This window comes from Natronococcus pandeyae (assembly GCF_008122205.1).
Lineage (GTDB): Archaea > Halobacteriota > Halobacteria > Halobacteriales > Natrialbaceae > Natronococcus > Natronococcus pandeyae.
This window is the reverse complement of record NZ_PHNJ01000003.1, coordinates 232,110-247,631: the sequence shown is the minus strand read 5'-3', so window position 1 is coordinate 247,631 and position 15,522 is coordinate 232,110. Positions and strand designations below refer to the sequence as shown.

The window sequence follows — 15,522 nt, the reverse complement described above, 5'->3', positions numbered from 1 at the left end:
CGGGCCGACCGTCGGATCAGTCTCGAACCCCCCTTCCAAGCTCAATCACTTTTCGTCCCGAGACTGTACGACCGGTATGGAGAACCCGCTGTCGAGGGATACCCTCCGAGGGCGAACCGGCGAGAGTCGGCTCGCACACTGGATCCTGCTCGATGCGAACCGGTGGCTGCTCGCGGGGGCGCTGTCCATCCTGACGTTCGCCACGTTCGTCGGGCTCGGAACGATCGCCGTGCCGCTTCGGGAGGCGATGGAGAACGGCTCACCCGTTGATACGGCGTTCCAGGCGCTGATCGCCGCCATTCTCACCGGCATGACGCTCGTCGTCTCGATCAATCAACTGGTTCTCTCACAGGAACTCGGTCGGCTGGGCGACCAGCAGGGGTGGATGAACGAGGCGATGGAGTACCGACGCAGCGTCGAGGAACTGTTCGGAACGGTCGGTCCGCCCGACCCCTCCCAGTTCCTGCAGGCGCTCGTTCAGACGAGCAGCGGACGGGCCGAAGCGCTCCGGGAGGCGGTCGCCGACAACGCCGACGAGACGCTTCGGAGCCGAGCCGATCGACTGGTCGACAACGTCTGTCGAAACTCGGAGGAGATCGACGCGCAGCTCGAGACGTCTAATTTCGGCGAGTTCGGCGTTTTGCGGTCGGGGTTGAACTACAACTACTCCTGGAAGATCTACGCGGTCCGGCGGCTCCGTCACGAACACGAGGACAGTCTCGACGACGACGAGCTGGACGCCTTCGACGAACTCATCGACGTGCTGACGCTGTTCGGACCGGCACTCGAGCACTTCAAGTCGCTGTACTTCCAGTGGGAACTCGTCCACCTCACGCGATCGATACTGTACGCCGGGCTGCCGGGAGTCGTCGCCGCGACGGCGACGGTGTTCTATCTCGAGCCGGATTCGGTACCGGGTGCGACGCTCGGCGTGGATAACATGGTGTGGCTCGTCAGCGCCAGTGCGACGGTCGCGCTCGTCCCGTTCTTCCTGCTCGCGGCCTACGTCCTGCGTATCGCGACCATCTCGAAACGAACCGGTTCGCTCGGACCGTTCATCCTCCGTCAGGCGGAACGAACGGAAGCGATCGACTGGGAAAAATAGCGGTATACGTGGAGCGCACATCGCGCACCTGATTCGGATCGGGGTTCGCTCGAGCGACCGAACGATCCCTCCGATTCTTGTTCGAGCAGTTTCCGATTTCGGCCGTCTCGGGATGCGGCTCACGAATCAGGCCGCCGTTTTTTCCCTTCGTATGTGATTGATAGTCAGTATCGAATGATAGTAAGAGACAGTGTCGAGTCTCTACACAGTGTTCTGGAACGATGGTTCGGAGGCTGCAGACCGAATTGGGGTAGCTCATGAGTTCGACCGACTCGAACGAGCGCGGTGCGATACGCGGCTTCTTCACGTCGCTCGGCGACGGCGCGAGCAGGGTGATCAAGCGCTACCTGCCGGACGCCTTCATCTTCGCGCTGCTGTTGACGCTGCTGACGATGGCCATCGCGGTGGTGCTCACCGACGAGGGCCCCGCCAGCGTCGCTACACACTGGGGAGAGGGGTTCTGGGAGGTCGTCACCTTCTCGACGCAGGCCTCGCTGGCGCTGCTCACCGGGTGGGCGCTCGCCGATTCGCCGCCGATCAAACGCGGCCTCCGGCGGATCGCGTCGATCCCCGACACGCAGACGCAGGCGATCTTCGTCGTCGCCCTCTGCGGCCAGTTGCTGGGGCTGTTCCACTGGGGCGTCGTCCTGATCGCCGGTGCCATCCTCGCCCGGGAAGTCGGGATCGCGATGGCCGAGCAGGACGTCAAGGTGCACTACCCGCTGCTGGTCGCGGCCGCTTACGCAGGGCTGTTGCCGTGGCACCAGGGGCTCTCGGGCGCGGCGCTGCTGCTGGTCGCGACCGACGGCCACTTCGCCGAGGAGACGATGGGCGTCATCCCCGTCTCGGAGACGATCTTCCACCCGATCAACCTCGTGATGATCGCGGCCGTCGTCGCCGTCGTCGTCGTGCTGATGCCGCTGATGGCGCCCGACCGGGAAAACGTGACGACCGTCCCGGAGGAGAAGCTTCGCGCCGCCCGCGGCGAGGGCGCTCGAGGCGGCCAGACGGGTCCGCGACCGCACCGACTGCACGACTCGCGGCTCAAGGCGGCCGTCCTCGACAGCACGTTTGTCTGCGCCGGCGTCGGCGTCGCCATCTGGACGTACCTCGTATACCTGTTCGCGACGGAGCCGATAATGCAGGCGCTCGACATCAACGTGCTCATCTCCGCGATGTTCGGGCTCGGATTCCTCGCGCACGGATCGCTGCGGAGCTACATCGACGTCTTCCACGAGGCGATCAGGGGCGCCAGCCAGATCATCATCCAGTTCCAGTTCTACGGCGGGATCATGGGGATCATGGTCTTCTCCGGCCTGGTGGAGCTGACCGCGCAGACGGCCGCCCAGTATGCGAGCGATACGACGTGGTACCTGCTGGTGTTCGTCTCCGGCGGGATCGTCAACTTCTTCGTCCCCTCCGGGGGTGGCCAGTGGGTCGTCATGGGTGAGATCTACGCCTCGGCCACCCAGCAGATCGAGGGCACGCAGATGAACCACATGATGATCGCCTTCGCGATGGGCGACCAGTGGACGAACATGATCCAGCCGTTCTGGGCGATCCCGGTGCTCGGAATCGCGGGACTCACCATCCGCGACATGATGGGGTACGTCGCCGTCCTGTTCGTCTTCTCCGGAATCGTGATGGGGACCGGTGCGATCATGATCGGGGTGTTCGGGTGATCGCGATGGCGAGTGAACCCACTCCCGCGACCGTCGAGGAGGAGGAGGCCGCCGACGTCGACGCCGACGTCCGGAACGCGTTCGTGCCGACCTTCGGGAAGTACTTCCCCGAGTCGCTCGTCGGCGCCATCCTCCTGGCGGGTATCGCCCTCGTCGCGACCGTTCCCTCGCTCGAGTCGATCACCCAGCTCGAGCTGTTCGGCGGCGGCTTCTACGTCTACGAGCTGTTCGCCCTCCACATGCTCCTGATCCTCTACTGGGTGCTCGGCGCCTCGGTCGTCGAATCGCCCCGCGTCGGCGCGGTCCTCGATCGACTCGCCGACGCGTTGCCGACGAGCCAGGCGGGCGTCATCTACGCGACCGCGTTCGTCTCGCTCGCCCTCGGCTGGGTCAACTGGGCGTTCGGGCTGATCGGGGGCGTGCTCGTCGGCCAGCGGCTCTGCCGTCGCGCCCGCGAGAACGGCACCGCGGTCCACTATCCGCTCGTCCTGACCGGCGGGCTGCTCGCGCTCGTGCTGGCCAACCAGGGGCTCTCCAGCCCCGGCGCGCTGATCGCGGCCGACGACACCGGTCTGACGAACGTGATGGTCGACGACGCGGGTGCCATCGCGATGCGCGAGTTCCTCTTCCACCCGGCGAACCTCGCCTCGAGCCTCATCTTCGCGCTCACGCTCCCGCTGCTGCTCGTGTGGTTGGCCCCCGACGACGAAGACGAGATCACGACCCTCGGCGAGCGAAACCGGATCCTCGAGGGGTCGATCGAGGAGACCCTCGAGCACTACTCGCCCGCCCGCCAGCCCGCCGACTGGCAGGTCGGCGACTGCCTCGAGAACGCCGAGACGCTCACGTTGGTCGTCGTCGCGATCGGACTGGCCTCGCTGGGCTGGCACTTCGCGACCGGCGGCGGACTGACGCTGCCCTGGCTCGCGTTCGGCCTGGTCGTCCTCGGACTGCTCGCACAGGGGCCGCCGATGGCCTTCCGGGAGAAGACGGAGGACGCGACGAAGTGGGCGAACCATATGGCGATCCCGTTCCTGCTGTACGGGGCCGCGTTCGCGCTCCTGGCGGAAGCGGAGCTGTACGGCTCGCTCGGCGACGCGCTGGCCGCGACCGGGCTGCCGTACGTCGGCTCGTACGTCGCGACGTTCCTCGTCGGCCTGCTGGTCCCCGATCCCGGCTCGGTGTGGCTGCTCCACGGTCCCGTCGTCGCTGCGGGGAACCTCGAGGTCGTGCCGGCGCTGATCGCGGTGATGTACGCCTCGGGCGTCTCGAACCTCTGGCTCGCGTTCCTGTTCGCCAGCGTGCTCTCGCTCTACGGCTTCGACTGGCGCGAGTTCGCGAGCTACGCCGCGGTCGTCACGCTGTACGTCTCCGCCGTCGTGCTGGGGCTCCTGCTGGTCTTCTGACCCCAACCTCGCCCGCTTCGTAACACATTATCACCGGGACGATGAACGAGGAGCTATGAACCACGAGATACTGGTCGCCGGCGAGACGCTGATCGACTTCCTCCCCGAGCGACCCGGACCGATCTCGAACGTCGAACGCTTCGACCGACGGCCCGGCGGCGCGCCCGCGAACGTCGCCGTCGCGCTCGACCGCCTCGAGCAGACGCCGCTGTTCTGGACCCGCGTCGGCGACGACCCGTTCGGTCGCTACCTCCGGAAGACGCTCGACGATCACGGGCTGCCGGACCGGTTCGTCGAACGCGATCCCGATGCGAAGACGACGCTCGCGTTCGTCACCCACGACGAGACGGGCGACCGCGAGTTTTCCTTCTACCGCGACGGGACGGCGGACACCCGACTCGAGCCCGGCCGAATCGACGACGCGGCGCTCGAGGACCTCGAGTGGGTCCACGCCGGCGGGGTCGCCCTCTCGAGTGGCTCCTCGCGGGCGGCCACGCTGGACCTGCTCGAGCGCGCCGCCGAGCAGGGCTGTACCGTCTCGTTCGACCCCAACGCCAGGCCGGAGCTGTGGCCCGACGAGAGGGAGTTTCGGGACGTCGTCCGGGACGCGCTCGCACACGTCGACATCCTGAAGGCGGCCGAGGAGGAACTCGAGGCGCTCGGATTCGAGGGCGAGGACGTCGAGGCGATGGCTCGCAAGGTCCTCGCCCTCGACGGCGGGCCGTCGACGGTCTTCGCGACCCGCGGCGGCGAAGGATCGATCGGGATCGCCGGCGACGACGCCCCCTGGACGGGAACCGCCAGCCATCCAGGCTACGAGGCTGACGTCGTCGACACGACCGGCGCGGGCGACGCGTTCGTCGCCGGCGCGATTGCAGCGCTGTACGAGGGACGGGACTTAGCGGAGACGCTCGCGTTCGCGAACGCCGTCGGCGCGGCCGCGACGACGGCTGCGGGCGCGATGACCGCGCTGCCGGACCGCGAGGCGGTGCGAACGATCAGGAAAGAGCGGTGACCGAATCGGGTGCCGCTCTCTGATCGGCGCGCGGATCGACCGCTCAGAGGCGTCCCAGCCGCACTTCATCGTCCGTGATCGAGTCGACGCGGTCGGCATCGAGTCGGTAGGTTTCTTCGTCGGTATCACCCCAGCCCAGCTTCGACTTGATCGTGTCCGTCAGCCCCGGGTCGGGATTGACGTACGCAGTTCCCCGTTCGACCTCTTCGAGGATACCGATCTCGTCGCCCTCCGCGTTGACGACTCGCTTTCCCGCGTCGTCTTCTGTGAAGTCAGCACGCATGTGTGGTTCGTTACCATTTGTTAACATGGAAACACCACTTACAGAGGCTGGTCGTCGTGGACGCGAACGCAAAAACGCGTCGGCGCCGTCGGTTACGGACCGCGGCCGTCAGTCGAACGTGAACAGCCGAACGTTACAGTTCGGACAGTACAGTTTCTCTTTCGGCGTCGACCCGATCGGCGTCACCTCGCCGCAGCAACTCGACTGCGTGATCTCGAGCGGTTCGTCACAGAGCGGACATCCCTCGAGCAACGAGCGCAGCGGCCGGCCGGCGGCGCGTCGGATCGCAGGGCTCTCGACGACCGACTCGAGCGCGCGAGCGGCGCCGAGTTCCGCGACGGCGATTTCCCGCCGGAGCGTGACGAGTCCTCCGTCCTCCCCGTCGAGCACGAGGTACGAGCGACCGAAGCTGCTACCGACGCGAACCGCGGTTTCGGGCGCCGTGTGGCGGTCGGCGATCTCCGCGAGCGTCTCGAGGTCGCGGTCGCGCAGCGTCCGCATCTCGTCGTGCCAGTCGTTCCGGAACTCCTCGTCGAGGAACAGTTCGTCGCCTTCGGGGACGACGACTCCGGCCTCGACCAGCGCGGTGAGGACGTCCTCGCCGGTCGGCCCCTCCTCACCGCGTTCGGTTTCGGCGGATCCTGCGTCCGAGAGCGAACCCGCGTCGTCGGAGCCCGGTTCGCCGAGCGGGAGCCGGGCGGTGAGGTGCGGCGCAAACTGGGGCGTATACGGGACGAAATAACCTCGCAGGGCGATCGACGCGGCGCCGACGGCCGCGACGGCGACGGCTCCGAGCCGTCGTCGGGTGGCTGCGAGCGCGACGACGACGATTCCTAACAGGAGTCCGTTCGTAACGGTACACGGCCAACATCGGTTCGTCCCGGTGTACTCGGGACGTCGGATTCGATCGAGAAGACTCGTCATGTAATCGGGTTTCCGTTCGACTGACTTCAGTGTGCCGTCAGAGATAGTGTTTTTTACAACGGGTGTTATACACAAGTTGTGATGAGTGAGAGAGTCTCACGGTGCCGACCGGTGGGCCCGGCCGTGGTGGGCCGAACGTGCTCGTCGGACCAGCGGGGGACCGGCGGACACCGTCCGAGCAGCACTATCCGAGACGACGGAGTTCTGGAGGGTGGCGATGGACGCTGACGAGCTTACTACCACTCTCGAGGACGCGGGTCTGTCTCCCTATCAGGCGGACGCGTTCGTGACGTTACTCGGACTCGGCTCCGCGTCGGCGACCGACATCGCACAGGCGAGTGTGGTCCCCGACCCCCGGATTTACGACGTCCTGCGCTCCCTCGAGGAGAACGACTACATCGAAACCTACGAGCAGGACAGTTTGCACGCTCGCGCACACGATCCGGCGGAAGTGCTGTCGGATCTCCGGTCACGAGCGAGCCGTTTCGTAACCGCAGCGGACGAGATCGAGGAACGGTGGAGCCGCCCCGACATCGAGGGCCACAAGGTGAGCATCGTAAAGCGGTTCGACACGGTCCTCGACAGGGCGGACGAACTGATTCGATCGGCCGACCACCAGGTGCAGGTCGGACTGACGCCGGCACAGTTCGACGAACTCTCGGACGCGCTCGCGGTGGCTCACGACGCCGGTATCGACACGAAAGTGTGTCTGTTCCCGGCGACGACGACGGAGCCGACACTCCCGTCGACCGAGACGCTGGCCCACACCTGTACCGAAGCTCGATACCGCGACGTTCCGTCGCCGTTCGTGGCGCTCGTCGACCGCTCCTGGACCTGTTTCGCTCCTCACGCGGAGTCGATGAGCCAGTACGGCATTCTCGTCAACGACAGGACCCACGCCTACGTCTTTCACTGGTACTTTCTCACCTGTCTCTGGGAGGTCCACGACGCGATTTACTCCACCCGACGGAACGAGCCACCGATCACCTACGTCGATATGCGACAGTGCCTCCGCTGCGTCGAGCCCCTGCTCGACGAGGGGGCGACGATCGGGGCGACGGTCCATGGCTTCGAGACGGACACGGGCCGTGAACTCAGCGTCGCCGGGACGATCGTCGACGTCACGTACGCCGGCGTCCCGGCGAGCGGGGGTCAGCAGACCCCGCTCACCCAGCTCGCGGGTAAAGCTTCGTTTACGCTCGAGAGCGACCACGGGACGTACACCGTCGGCGGCTGGGGCGCGACGATCGAGGACCTCGAAGCGACGCGAACCACGATCGAGGCTGTCGAGCGATAGCGGGCAGCACCGACACCGTCTCGGAACCACTCCGGTAATAGTCATTTTCTTCGCTGTTCGACTCCTGTCACCGGTCGGTAAAAGTTAACTACACCCGTTGTACCTGACCCAGTAATTATAAATAGGAACAATTCACATACTATCGTGCATGAGTGACAGATATTCACAGGGGAGTGATAGTTCTTCGAGCGTTTCGCGGAGAACGTTCGTCAAGGCAGCCGGCGCGGCCGGCGCGACGGTTAGCCTGGCCGGCTGTATCTACGGCGACGACGGAGACGAGGATTCCGTCGTGATCGCGATGGGGTCGACCACCATCGACGACGTCGAAGACGGGATGCCGGACCTGCTCTACGAGAACGGGCTGGACGAGGACATCGAGATCCGATTCAGTTCCCAGTCGGACGACACCGGCGACCAGCGGGATACCTACTCGCAGCTGATCGAGGCCGGCGAAACCGAACCCGACCTCATGATGTGTGACACCGGCTGGACGAACGTTCTCGTCGAAAACGGCTACCTCGCGAACCTTTCCGAGGAGCTCGACGACGAGACGCTGAGTCGGATCGACGAGGAGTACTTCGAGGCGTTCGTGGACACGGCCCGGGATCCGGAGACGGACGACCTCATGGCGCTCCCGCTGTTCCCCGACTACGGCTGTCTGTACTACAACAAGAATTACGCCCGCGACGCCGGCTACGACGACGACGACTTCGAGGAGTGGGCAACGGAGCCGATGACCTGGGAGGAGTGGGCCGAACTGACCGAGGAGATGGTCGAGGCCTCCGACGCCGAGGTTGGGCTGGCAACGCAGTTCGACATCTACGAGGGAACCTCCTGCTGTAGCTTCAACGAGGTCATGACTTCCTGGGGCGGCGCGTACTTCGGCGGCGAGGAGAACCTCGGCGGTCCCGTCGGCGATCGTCCCGTCACCATCGACGAAGAGGAGTTCATCGACGCCCTCTCGATGATGTACACGTTCGCGGCGGACGAGGACGACGACGACACCCTCGACGAGTATCCGACCGGGATCGCTCCCTCCGACATCACCTCCTGGGACGAGGAGGGTGCCCGCGAGCCGTTCTCGTCGGGACAGACGGCGATGTTGCGCAACTGGCCCTACGTCGTTCCCACGACCCTCGACGACGAGGCCGACTACCCGTTCGAGGACGAGGACGACCTCGGCGCGATGCCGATCCCCTACGCCGTCGACGAGGACGAGGCCGCCCAGCCCGGAGCGGGCGGGACGGCCTCCGCACAGGGCGGCTGGCACATCGGGCTCAACCCCAACTCCGAGCGCACCGAAGAGGCAGTGGAAGTCATGCAGGCTATGACGGAAGACGATTTCAACCTCGGTATGCTCGAGATCGTCGCCTGGCTGCCGCCCAAGCCCGAGCTCTTCGACGACGAAGAGGCGACGGATCCCGACGCAGTCGGTGACATCGGGCACTACATGGATACGCTGCGCGTGGCCGGTGAGAACGCGATGCCGCGTCCCGTCACCGAACAGTGGCCCTCCCAGGCGGAGATCATCGCAGAGCAGGCCAATCGGGCCGTCGCCGGAGAAGCGAGCCCCGAAGACGCCGCAGCTGATCTTCAAGAAGCACTCGAGCAGAGCGAGTCCTAAGAATGAGCACGGAACAAGGGACGGATACCGCAAGCCGAGACTCACGCCGTTCGGGACCGCACGTTGCGGTTACACAGTGGCTCGAGAATCTCGGCGAAACCGCGTTCGCCTACCTGCTGTTGACGCCGGTGTTCGTCATCCTGGGCGCAATCGCGCTCTATCCGCTACTGCGGACGTTCGAGCTGTCGATGTACGTCAACGTGTTGGGCACCGGCGATCCGGAGTTCGTCGGACTCCAGAACTACGTCGACATGTTTACCGGCGAACGCGATCCGGACTTCCCCGGATCGACGACGTTCCTGCCCGACGTGAGCACGAGCTCGAGTTTCCCGTTCGTCCACGTCGAGGGCTGGTTCCGTAGTGCGCTGGTCGTGACGCTCGTGTTTACCGTCGTGAGCGTCTTCTTCGAGACGGTTATCGGATTCGGTCAGGCGTTGATCCTCGACCAGGAGTTCCGCGGCCGGCGTCTCGTCCGCGTCGCCATCATCATCCCGTGGGCGATCCCACTGGTCATTCAGGGGATGATCTTCTACCTGATGTTCCACCCGAGCACCGGGTTCCTGACGGAGTATCTGGCGAACTTCGGGATCGTTGCACCGACGAACACACTCAACGACCCGTGGAGCGCACTCCTCATCGTAACCGTTGCCGACATCTGGAAGACGACGGCGTTCATGGCCCTGCTGATTCTCGCAGGGCTCCAGAGCGTCGACCGCAGCCTCTACGACGTCGCGAAGGTCGCCGGCGCGAGTCGCTGGCAGCAGTTCAAACTGATCACGTTCCCGCTCGTCCTGCCGGCGGTGGCTATCGCCGTCCTCTTCCGGACGATCGACGCGATGCGGATCTACGGACTGATCGACGTCGCCTCGAGCTGTACAGTCGTTCCGTCGCTCTCCTGTATGGTCGTCGAGACGTTCAACACGAATCGCGGGTTGGCCTCGGCGATCGCGTTCGTGACGGCAGCGATCATCGGTGCCCTCGCGATGGTCGTCATCTACAGGCAGTTCAAGGAGGGAGTCTGACATGGCTACGACAACCGAACAACAGTCCGATTCGGCGGACACCGACGACGGCGTACTCGCACAGTGGACCCAGGGCGTCATCGGGGACGACGAGAAACGCAGCCGCCTCTACCAGGCGCTGTTCTACGTCGCGTGTGGCTTTTTCCTCGTGACGACGCTGTTCCCGTTCTACTGGCTGCTGGTGCTCGCGCTCACGCCGAACAGCGCGATCCTTACGGGCGACTGGTCGCTGCCGGTCATCGGCCTCGAGTTCCCGCATCCGCAGGGGTTCAACCCGTCGGCGTTCGTCGAGGTGTTCCAGCAGGTTCCGTTCCACCTCTACGTGTTCAACAGCTTCGTGCTCGCGACGATCACGACGATCATCGTGTTGCTCGTCGCGAGCCTCGCCGGCTACGTCTTCGGCCGACTCGACTTCCCCGGCAAGGGACCGCTCATGCTCGGCGTACTGATGGTCTCGTACTTCCCGCCGGCGGCGTTTCTCATCCCGCTGTTCGACGCGTTCCTCGGGAACGCCGTCGTCATCCCGTTCCTCGGGATCGAGCTGTTCGAGCCGCCGCGGCTGGTGAACACGCCGGGGTCGATGATCATGCCCTTTAGCGCGCTGTTCCTTCCGCTGGCGATTTTCATCCTCACAACGTTCTACGCCCAGATCCCCGACGGGCTCGAGGACGCTGCGAGGGTCGAGGGAACGACCCGCCTTGGCGCGCTGTTCCGGGTCATCATGCCGCTGTCGGCGCCCGGTGTCGCGACCGCCGCCGTGTTGACGTTCATCGCGGTCTACAACGAATACTTCTTCAGCTCGATCATGGCGCTGGAGAACGTCCCCCAGAACTGGTCGCCGCTCGTCGGCGGAATCCTGAGCTACCAGGACCAGTACACGACCGACTTCAATCTCATGGCGGCGGCGAGCATCGTCGGGGTCATCCCCATCCTGATCCTCGTGATCGTCGCACAGGAACGAATCGTTAGCGGACTAACTGCAGGAGCACTCAAGGAGTAACTATGGCACGCGTATCACTTACCAACGTCACGAAGCGCTACGATGACGTCGTCGCAGTCGACGACATGAATCTCGATATCAAGGACGGAGAGTTCGTCTGTTTCGTCGGCCCGTCGGGGTGTGGAAAGTCGACGACGATGGAAACCATCGCCGGACTCACCAAGCCGACCGAGGGGACGATTCGGATCGGCGAGACCGACGTCACCAAACTGCCGCCGAAAGATCGCGGGGTGTCGATGGTCTTCCAGAACATCGCGCTGTTCCCGCACATGGACGTCTACGAGAACATCTCGTTCGGCCTTCGCCTGCGGAAGTACGACCAGGACGAGATCGATCGGCGGGTCGACAACGCCTCGGATATCGTCCAGCTCGAGGGGATGCTCGATCGCGAACCGAACGAGCTCTCGGGCGGACAACAGCAGCGCGTCGCGATCGCCCGCGCGATCGTTCGCAACCCCGACGTCTTCCTGATGGACGAGCCGCTGGCGAACCTGGACGCGAAGCTGCGGGTCCACATGCGGACCGAGCTCCAGCGCCTCCACAAACAGCTGGATACGACGATCATCTACGTCACCCACGACCAGGCCGAGGCGATGACGATGTCCGACCGGATCGCCGTCCTCAACGCGGGAGAGCTCCAGCAGATCGACCCGCCGCTGGTCTGTTACAACGAGCCAGCGAACCGCTTCGTCGCCGGCTTCATCGGCTCCCCCTCGATGAACTTCGCCGACGGGGAACTCGTCGACGGCGGGGTCACAACCGATCACTTCGATCTCAAGTCGGATATGACTGAACTCGACCTCCCGGTCGGTGACCGGGTTACGACGGGGGTCCGACCGGAGGACATCTACCTCACCAGAAACGACGACTCCGTGGAGCACCCGTCCGAAGTGATCGAAGCGAGGACGGACGTCCTCGAACCGATGGGCGACGAGATCTTCGTCTATCTCTCGCTGGACGGCTCCAGCGGAAGCTCGATGACCAGCGGGGAGGCCTCCGGCGCCTCGAACCAGTTGCTGATGAGCGTCGATCCCGACACCGACATCGGCGAGGACGAGTCGGTCTCGGTCGTTCTCGATCGCTCGAAGATCCACCTGTTCGACGCCGAGTCCGGCGACGCTCTCGCCCACGGCATCGTCGACCTCTCCGAAGCGACCCGAACGATGGCGGAAGCCGAATCCGGTGAACAATGAGTAGCCTCGTCCCGCTGGTCTACTACGGGGGATTCCTCGTGTTGTTCTTTTTCTGGATCTACGGGATCGTCTCGTTCGTCCTCGACCTGAAGAACAAGGTCGTTCCAGGAATCAAACAGTACCGGCGCGGACGGGCCCGACAGAAGGGAGAACAGGAACGCGAGAGTGAGCGAGACGAGAAGGAACAGCAGCTGTACTGAGACGGTCTGCTGTAAGTCATTACCAGCGCAACCGCGACCGTTCTGCGGTTGCGCCGATAAATCGTTACAGCAACCCGTCTGAATCCCGGCGTTGCTCGACCCCGAAAATTCCGGCCGCGACACGAGTCGCGGCTGATCCGTCCCTGTTTTGTCAGTCGGTTACCAGGCGAGAGTCGGGTAAAAACTGGCGCAGCCGTTCGTCTGTCGGCTCGCCTCCACCCGAATTTATGAAGGGCGGTCACGACGTTTCACCCGTATGGATATCGGTGTTCACACCCCGCCGCTCGCGGACGAATCGCTCGAGGGCGCCCTTGCGTACCTCTCGGATATCGGCGTCGACGCGATCGAACCCGGCGTCGGCGGCTTCCCCGGAGACGACCACCTCGTCCGAGAGGAGTACTTGGACGACGAGGACGCCCAGGTCGAACTCGAGGAGTTGCTCGGAGAGTTCGACATGCGGATCAGCGCGCTCGCGACGCACAACAACCCGCTACATCCCGACGAAGAACAGGCCGAGGAGGCCGATACCGAACTCCGCGAGGCGATCGAACTCGCCTCGCAACTCGAGGTGAACACGGTGACCTGCTTCTCCGGGCTCCCTGCCGGCGGCCCCGAGGACGAGGTGCCGAACTGGATCACGGCCCCCTGGCCGACCGAACACGCCGACGCCCACGAGTACCAGTGGGAGGTCGCCATCGAGTACTGGTCCGACCTCGCGGGGTTCGCCGACGATCACGGCGTCGACCTGGCGATCGAGATGCACCCGAACATGCTGGTCTACGAGCCCCACGGGATGGCCCGCCTGCGCGAGGAGACGAACGAGCGCGTCGGCGCGAACTTCGACCCATCGCATCTCTACTGGCAGGACATCTCGATCACCGACGCGATCCGCTACCTCGGCGAGCGCGACGCGATCCACCACTTCCACGCCAAGGACACGAAGGTCTACGAGGAGCAGGCCCGCGAGAAGGGGGTTCTCGACACGACGGCCTACGACGACGAGCCGAACCGCTCCTGGCTGTTCCGGTCGGTCGGCTACGGCCACGGCGAGGGCCACTGGAAGGACCTCGTCTCGACGCTTCGGATGGTCGGCTACGACGGTGCCCTGAGCATCGAACACGAGGACTCGCTGACGAGTTCCCGCGAGGGACTCGAGAAGGCCGTCGAGATCCTCGAGCGTGCGGTGTTCCGCGAACAGCCCGGCGAGGCGTACTGGGCCGAGTAAGCGGTTACTCGAATATCGATTTTCGGTACTCTTTGATAGACGACTGTCGGTTTCAGGAGCCCCCTCGCTTATAAAGGAGTATCGGTGGCGGAATTACCGCTGCGGTCGAGTTGCAAGCGATGCATCCGCGAGCGACCATCGGGAGCGAGCGGCCTTTTTCATCGAAGTTTTTGCGTCGAGTGGTGAGCGAGCGAGGCGAGCGAACCCGAGACGGAAAAAGTTCGGAGTTAGTAATCGATCGAGGCGAACACGATGAGAAGGACCACGCCGGCAAGAACGGCGAGCCCGAGAAACGCTTCGTTGAAGTATCCTCGGTCGGCGACCGCCCCGAAAAGGACCGGACTCAACGCGCCGAGCGCGATGTAGACCGTCCGAAGGGCACCCAGGTTCGTCCCTTGCGTTCCGTCCGGAAGCCGCTGAGTGAGATCGGAGATCACGATCGTCTCGAATCCCAGGAGGGCACTCGCGAACACGGTCAGGAGGACGAACAGCCACATCGTGCCGACGTACGGGAGAACGACGAGCGCCAGACCAGCTGCGCTCATGATTACTAGCAGCGGGACTCGGACACCAACGCTGTCGTAGGCGCGCCCGGCGATCGGCTTCATCAGGATCCCGAGCGCAAAAAAGAAGCCAAAGAGTGCGGTCGACACCTGTGCCGAGAACTCCTTCACCTCGATCAGATACGTCGGGTAGAACCCCATGAACGACTGAATGATCACGCCCCACAGCACGAGCAACGCGGTTCCTCGGAGGACGGCCGGATGAGACAACGTCGGGACGATGTCGCCGAGTTCGAGGTACTCGCGCAGCGGTGTCGCTGTAGCGGGTTGTCTCGGAAGCGTCGCCCAGAGACCGACCGCAGCAACCAGGAAGAGCGGGACAGTGAACCCGAAGCCGTACTGCCAGCCTATCACGACCGCGATGAACCCGGCAGCGGGTGGCATTACCGCGTTTCCAACGTCGCCAGCGGCCATCGTCGCGCCCGTCGCCGTACCGAGTTGGTCGGGATAGATCTTGTCCAGTATCGTGAACCGCGAGACGCCGTACAAAGCCGTTCCCACGCCGAACAATGCCGTCGCCAGGAACAAGACGATCGGCGAGTCCGCGACGATGACGAGTGCGAGCATCGTCGCTGCGAGAAGGGAACTCGCGATCAACAGCGGGCGCTCCCCGGCCCAGTCAGCGAGGATTCCGCCGGGAAGTTGCCCGGACGCGTACGCGATCCAGAGAACTGTCAGGAGGAGGCCGGCAGTCGTGAGCGTGAGGTCGTACGCATCGCTGATGTGCGGCAGCAACGCCGGGTAGATCATCCGGACGCTGATCGACAGAAACCAGCCGAAGGCGACGGCGAGGAGGATCTTCCCGCGACCGTCGCTCGAGAGGTCCGAAATCACTCGTTTCGCAGCCGAAATGTAGCGCACAGACAGTGAGCGTCACCCTACCTGTGCGTTCTCGGTCGCGGTCTTCAGTCTTTATAAAGACAGGAAGACGGGGCGGCGAGTCCCCGGCCGAAGTACGGGTATGTTCGTATCTGTACGTGATC

General features: G+C 64.4%; 14 protein-coding genes. 11 read left to right on the top strand and 3 right to left on the bottom strand.

All coding sequences use genetic code 11. The features are described 5' to 3' along the window. The first annotated feature begins 76 nt into the window (after nt 1–76). The 4 genes from CV102_RS07845 to CV102_RS07830 all read left to right on the top strand — a co-directional run bounded on the left by CV102_RS07845 (nt 77) and on the right by CV102_RS07830 (nt 5,208). Nucleotides 77–1,105 (top strand): hypothetical protein, encoded by a 1,029-nt coding sequence (locus CV102_RS07845; protein ID WP_148857343.1) that lies wholly within the window; start codon nt 77–79, stop codon nt 1,103–1,105. A 257-nt stretch (nt 1,106–1,362) separates the two neighbouring features. Continuing rightward, on the top strand, nt 1,363–2,787 hold the full coding sequence (locus tag CV102_RS07840) for a short-chain fatty acid transporter (RefSeq protein ID WP_148857342.1): 1,425 nt from the start codon (nt 1,363–1,365) through the stop codon (nt 2,785–2,787). A 5-nt stretch (nt 2,788–2,792) separates the two neighbouring features. After that, complete coding sequence (locus tag CV102_RS07835; RefSeq protein ID WP_148857341.1) at nt 2,793–4,193, top strand: TIGR00366 family protein; 1,401 nt, start codon at nt 2,793–2,795, stop codon at nt 4,191–4,193. 55 nt (nt 4,194–4,248) lie between these two features. Next, nucleotides 4,249–5,208, top strand: a complete 960-nt coding sequence (locus CV102_RS07830; RefSeq protein ID WP_148857340.1) for a carbohydrate kinase family protein — start codon at nt 4,249–4,251, stop codon at nt 5,206–5,208. Nucleotides 5,209–5,251: 43 nt separating this feature from the next. Here CV102_RS07830 and CV102_RS07825 read toward each other — a convergent pair whose 3' ends face one another. Next, on the bottom strand, nt 5,252–5,491 hold the full coding sequence (locus CV102_RS07825) for a PRC-barrel domain containing protein (protein WP_148857339.1): 240 nt from the start codon (nt 5,489–5,491) through the stop codon (nt 5,252–5,254). A 108-nt stretch (nt 5,492–5,599) separates the two neighbouring features. Continuing rightward, nucleotides 5,600–6,415, bottom strand: a complete 816-nt coding sequence (locus tag CV102_RS07820; protein ID WP_148857338.1) for a hypothetical protein — start codon at nt 6,413–6,415, stop codon at nt 5,600–5,602. 217 nt (nt 6,416–6,632) lie between these two features. Between CV102_RS07820 and CV102_RS07815 the strand changes: the two genes are divergently transcribed. The 7 genes from CV102_RS07815 to CV102_RS07785 all read left to right on the top strand — a co-directional run bounded on the left by CV102_RS07815 (nt 6,633) and on the right by CV102_RS07785 (nt 13,976). Further along, nucleotides 6,633–7,712 carry a TrmB family transcriptional regulator gene (locus CV102_RS07815; protein WP_148857337.1) on the top strand — a complete coding sequence of 360 codons (1,080 nt, stop codon included), beginning with the start codon at nt 6,633–6,635 and terminating at the stop codon, nt 7,710–7,712. A gap of 148 nt (nt 7,713–7,860) precedes the next feature. Beyond that, nucleotides 7,861–9,336 (top strand): substrate-binding domain-containing protein, encoded by a 1,476-nt coding sequence (locus tag CV102_RS07810; protein WP_148857336.1) that lies wholly within the window; start codon nt 7,861–7,863, stop codon nt 9,334–9,336. A gap of 2 nt (nt 9,337–9,338) precedes the next feature. After that, nucleotides 9,339–10,358, top strand: coding sequence for a carbohydrate ABC transporter permease (locus CV102_RS07805; protein WP_148857335.1), 1,020 nt, complete (start codon nt 9,339–9,341; stop codon nt 10,356–10,358). 1 nt (nt 10,359) lies between these two features. Then, entirely contained in the window at nt 10,360–11,358 is a 999-nt protein-coding gene (locus CV102_RS07800; RefSeq protein ID WP_148857334.1) for a carbohydrate ABC transporter permease, read from the top strand. 2 nt (nt 11,359–11,360) lie between these two features. Continuing rightward, the gene (locus CV102_RS07795) at nt 11,361–12,551 is read left to right on the top strand and encodes an ABC transporter ATP-binding protein (RefSeq protein ID WP_148857333.1); all 1,191 of its coding nucleotides are present in this window, start codon (nt 11,361–11,363) and stop codon (nt 12,549–12,551) included. Further along, nucleotides 12,548–12,751: a hypothetical protein gene (locus tag CV102_RS07790; protein WP_148857332.1), complete on the top strand. Its 204-nt coding sequence runs from the start codon at nt 12,548–12,550 to the stop codon at nt 12,749–12,751. The genes CV102_RS07795 and CV102_RS07790 overlap by 4 nt, the downstream gene beginning before the upstream one ends. A gap of 256 nt (nt 12,752–13,007) precedes the next feature. Beyond that, nucleotides 13,008–13,976: a sugar phosphate isomerase/epimerase family protein gene (locus CV102_RS07785; protein ID WP_148857331.1), complete on the top strand. Its 969-nt coding sequence runs from the start codon at nt 13,008–13,010 to the stop codon at nt 13,974–13,976. Between the two features lie 227 nt (nt 13,977–14,203). Here the strand turns inward: CV102_RS07785 and CV102_RS07780 are convergent, their stop codons facing one another. Beyond that, nucleotides 14,204–15,373: an MFS transporter gene (locus CV102_RS07780; RefSeq protein WP_394349479.1), complete on the bottom strand. Its 1,170-nt coding sequence runs from the start codon at nt 15,371–15,373 to the stop codon at nt 14,204–14,206. Between the last annotated feature and the right edge of the window lie 149 nt (nt 15,374–15,522).

Bases quoted from the DNA above. Each gene is read 5' to 3' on its own strand.
- CV102_RS07845 (WP_148857343.1), top strand. From the start codon at position 77: ATGGAGAACCCGCTGTCGAGGGATACCCTCCGAGGGCGAACCGGCGAG.
- CV102_RS07840 (WP_148857342.1), top strand. From the start codon at position 1,363: ATGAGTTCGACCGACTCGAACGAGCGCGGTGCGATACGCGGCTTCTTC.
- CV102_RS07835 (WP_148857341.1), top strand. From the start codon at position 2,793: ATGGCGAGTGAACCCACTCCCGCGACCGTCGAGGAGGAGGAGGCCGCC.
- CV102_RS07830 (WP_148857340.1), top strand. From the start codon at position 4,249: ATGAACCACGAGATACTGGTCGCCGGCGAGACGCTGATCGACTTCCTC.
- CV102_RS07825 (WP_148857339.1), bottom strand. From the start codon at position 5,491: ATGCGTGCTGACTTCACAGAAGACGACGCGGGAAAGCGAGTCGTCAAC.
- CV102_RS07820 (WP_148857338.1), bottom strand. From the start codon at position 6,415: ATGACGAGTCTTCTCGATCGAATCCGACGTCCCGAGTACACCGGGACG.
- CV102_RS07815 (WP_148857337.1), top strand. From the start codon at position 6,633: ATGGACGCTGACGAGCTTACTACCACTCTCGAGGACGCGGGTCTGTCT.
- CV102_RS07810 (WP_148857336.1), top strand. From the start codon at position 7,861: ATGAGTGACAGATATTCACAGGGGAGTGATAGTTCTTCGAGCGTTTCG.
- CV102_RS07805 (WP_148857335.1), top strand. From the start codon at position 9,339: ATGAGCACGGAACAAGGGACGGATACCGCAAGCCGAGACTCACGCCGT.
- CV102_RS07800 (WP_148857334.1), top strand. From the start codon at position 10,360: ATGGCTACGACAACCGAACAACAGTCCGATTCGGCGGACACCGACGAC.
- CV102_RS07795 (WP_148857333.1), top strand. From the start codon at position 11,361: ATGGCACGCGTATCACTTACCAACGTCACGAAGCGCTACGATGACGTC.
- CV102_RS07790 (WP_148857332.1), top strand. From the start codon at position 12,548: ATGAGTAGCCTCGTCCCGCTGGTCTACTACGGGGGATTCCTCGTGTTG.
- CV102_RS07785 (WP_148857331.1), top strand. From the start codon at position 13,008: ATGGATATCGGTGTTCACACCCCGCCGCTCGCGGACGAATCGCTCGAG.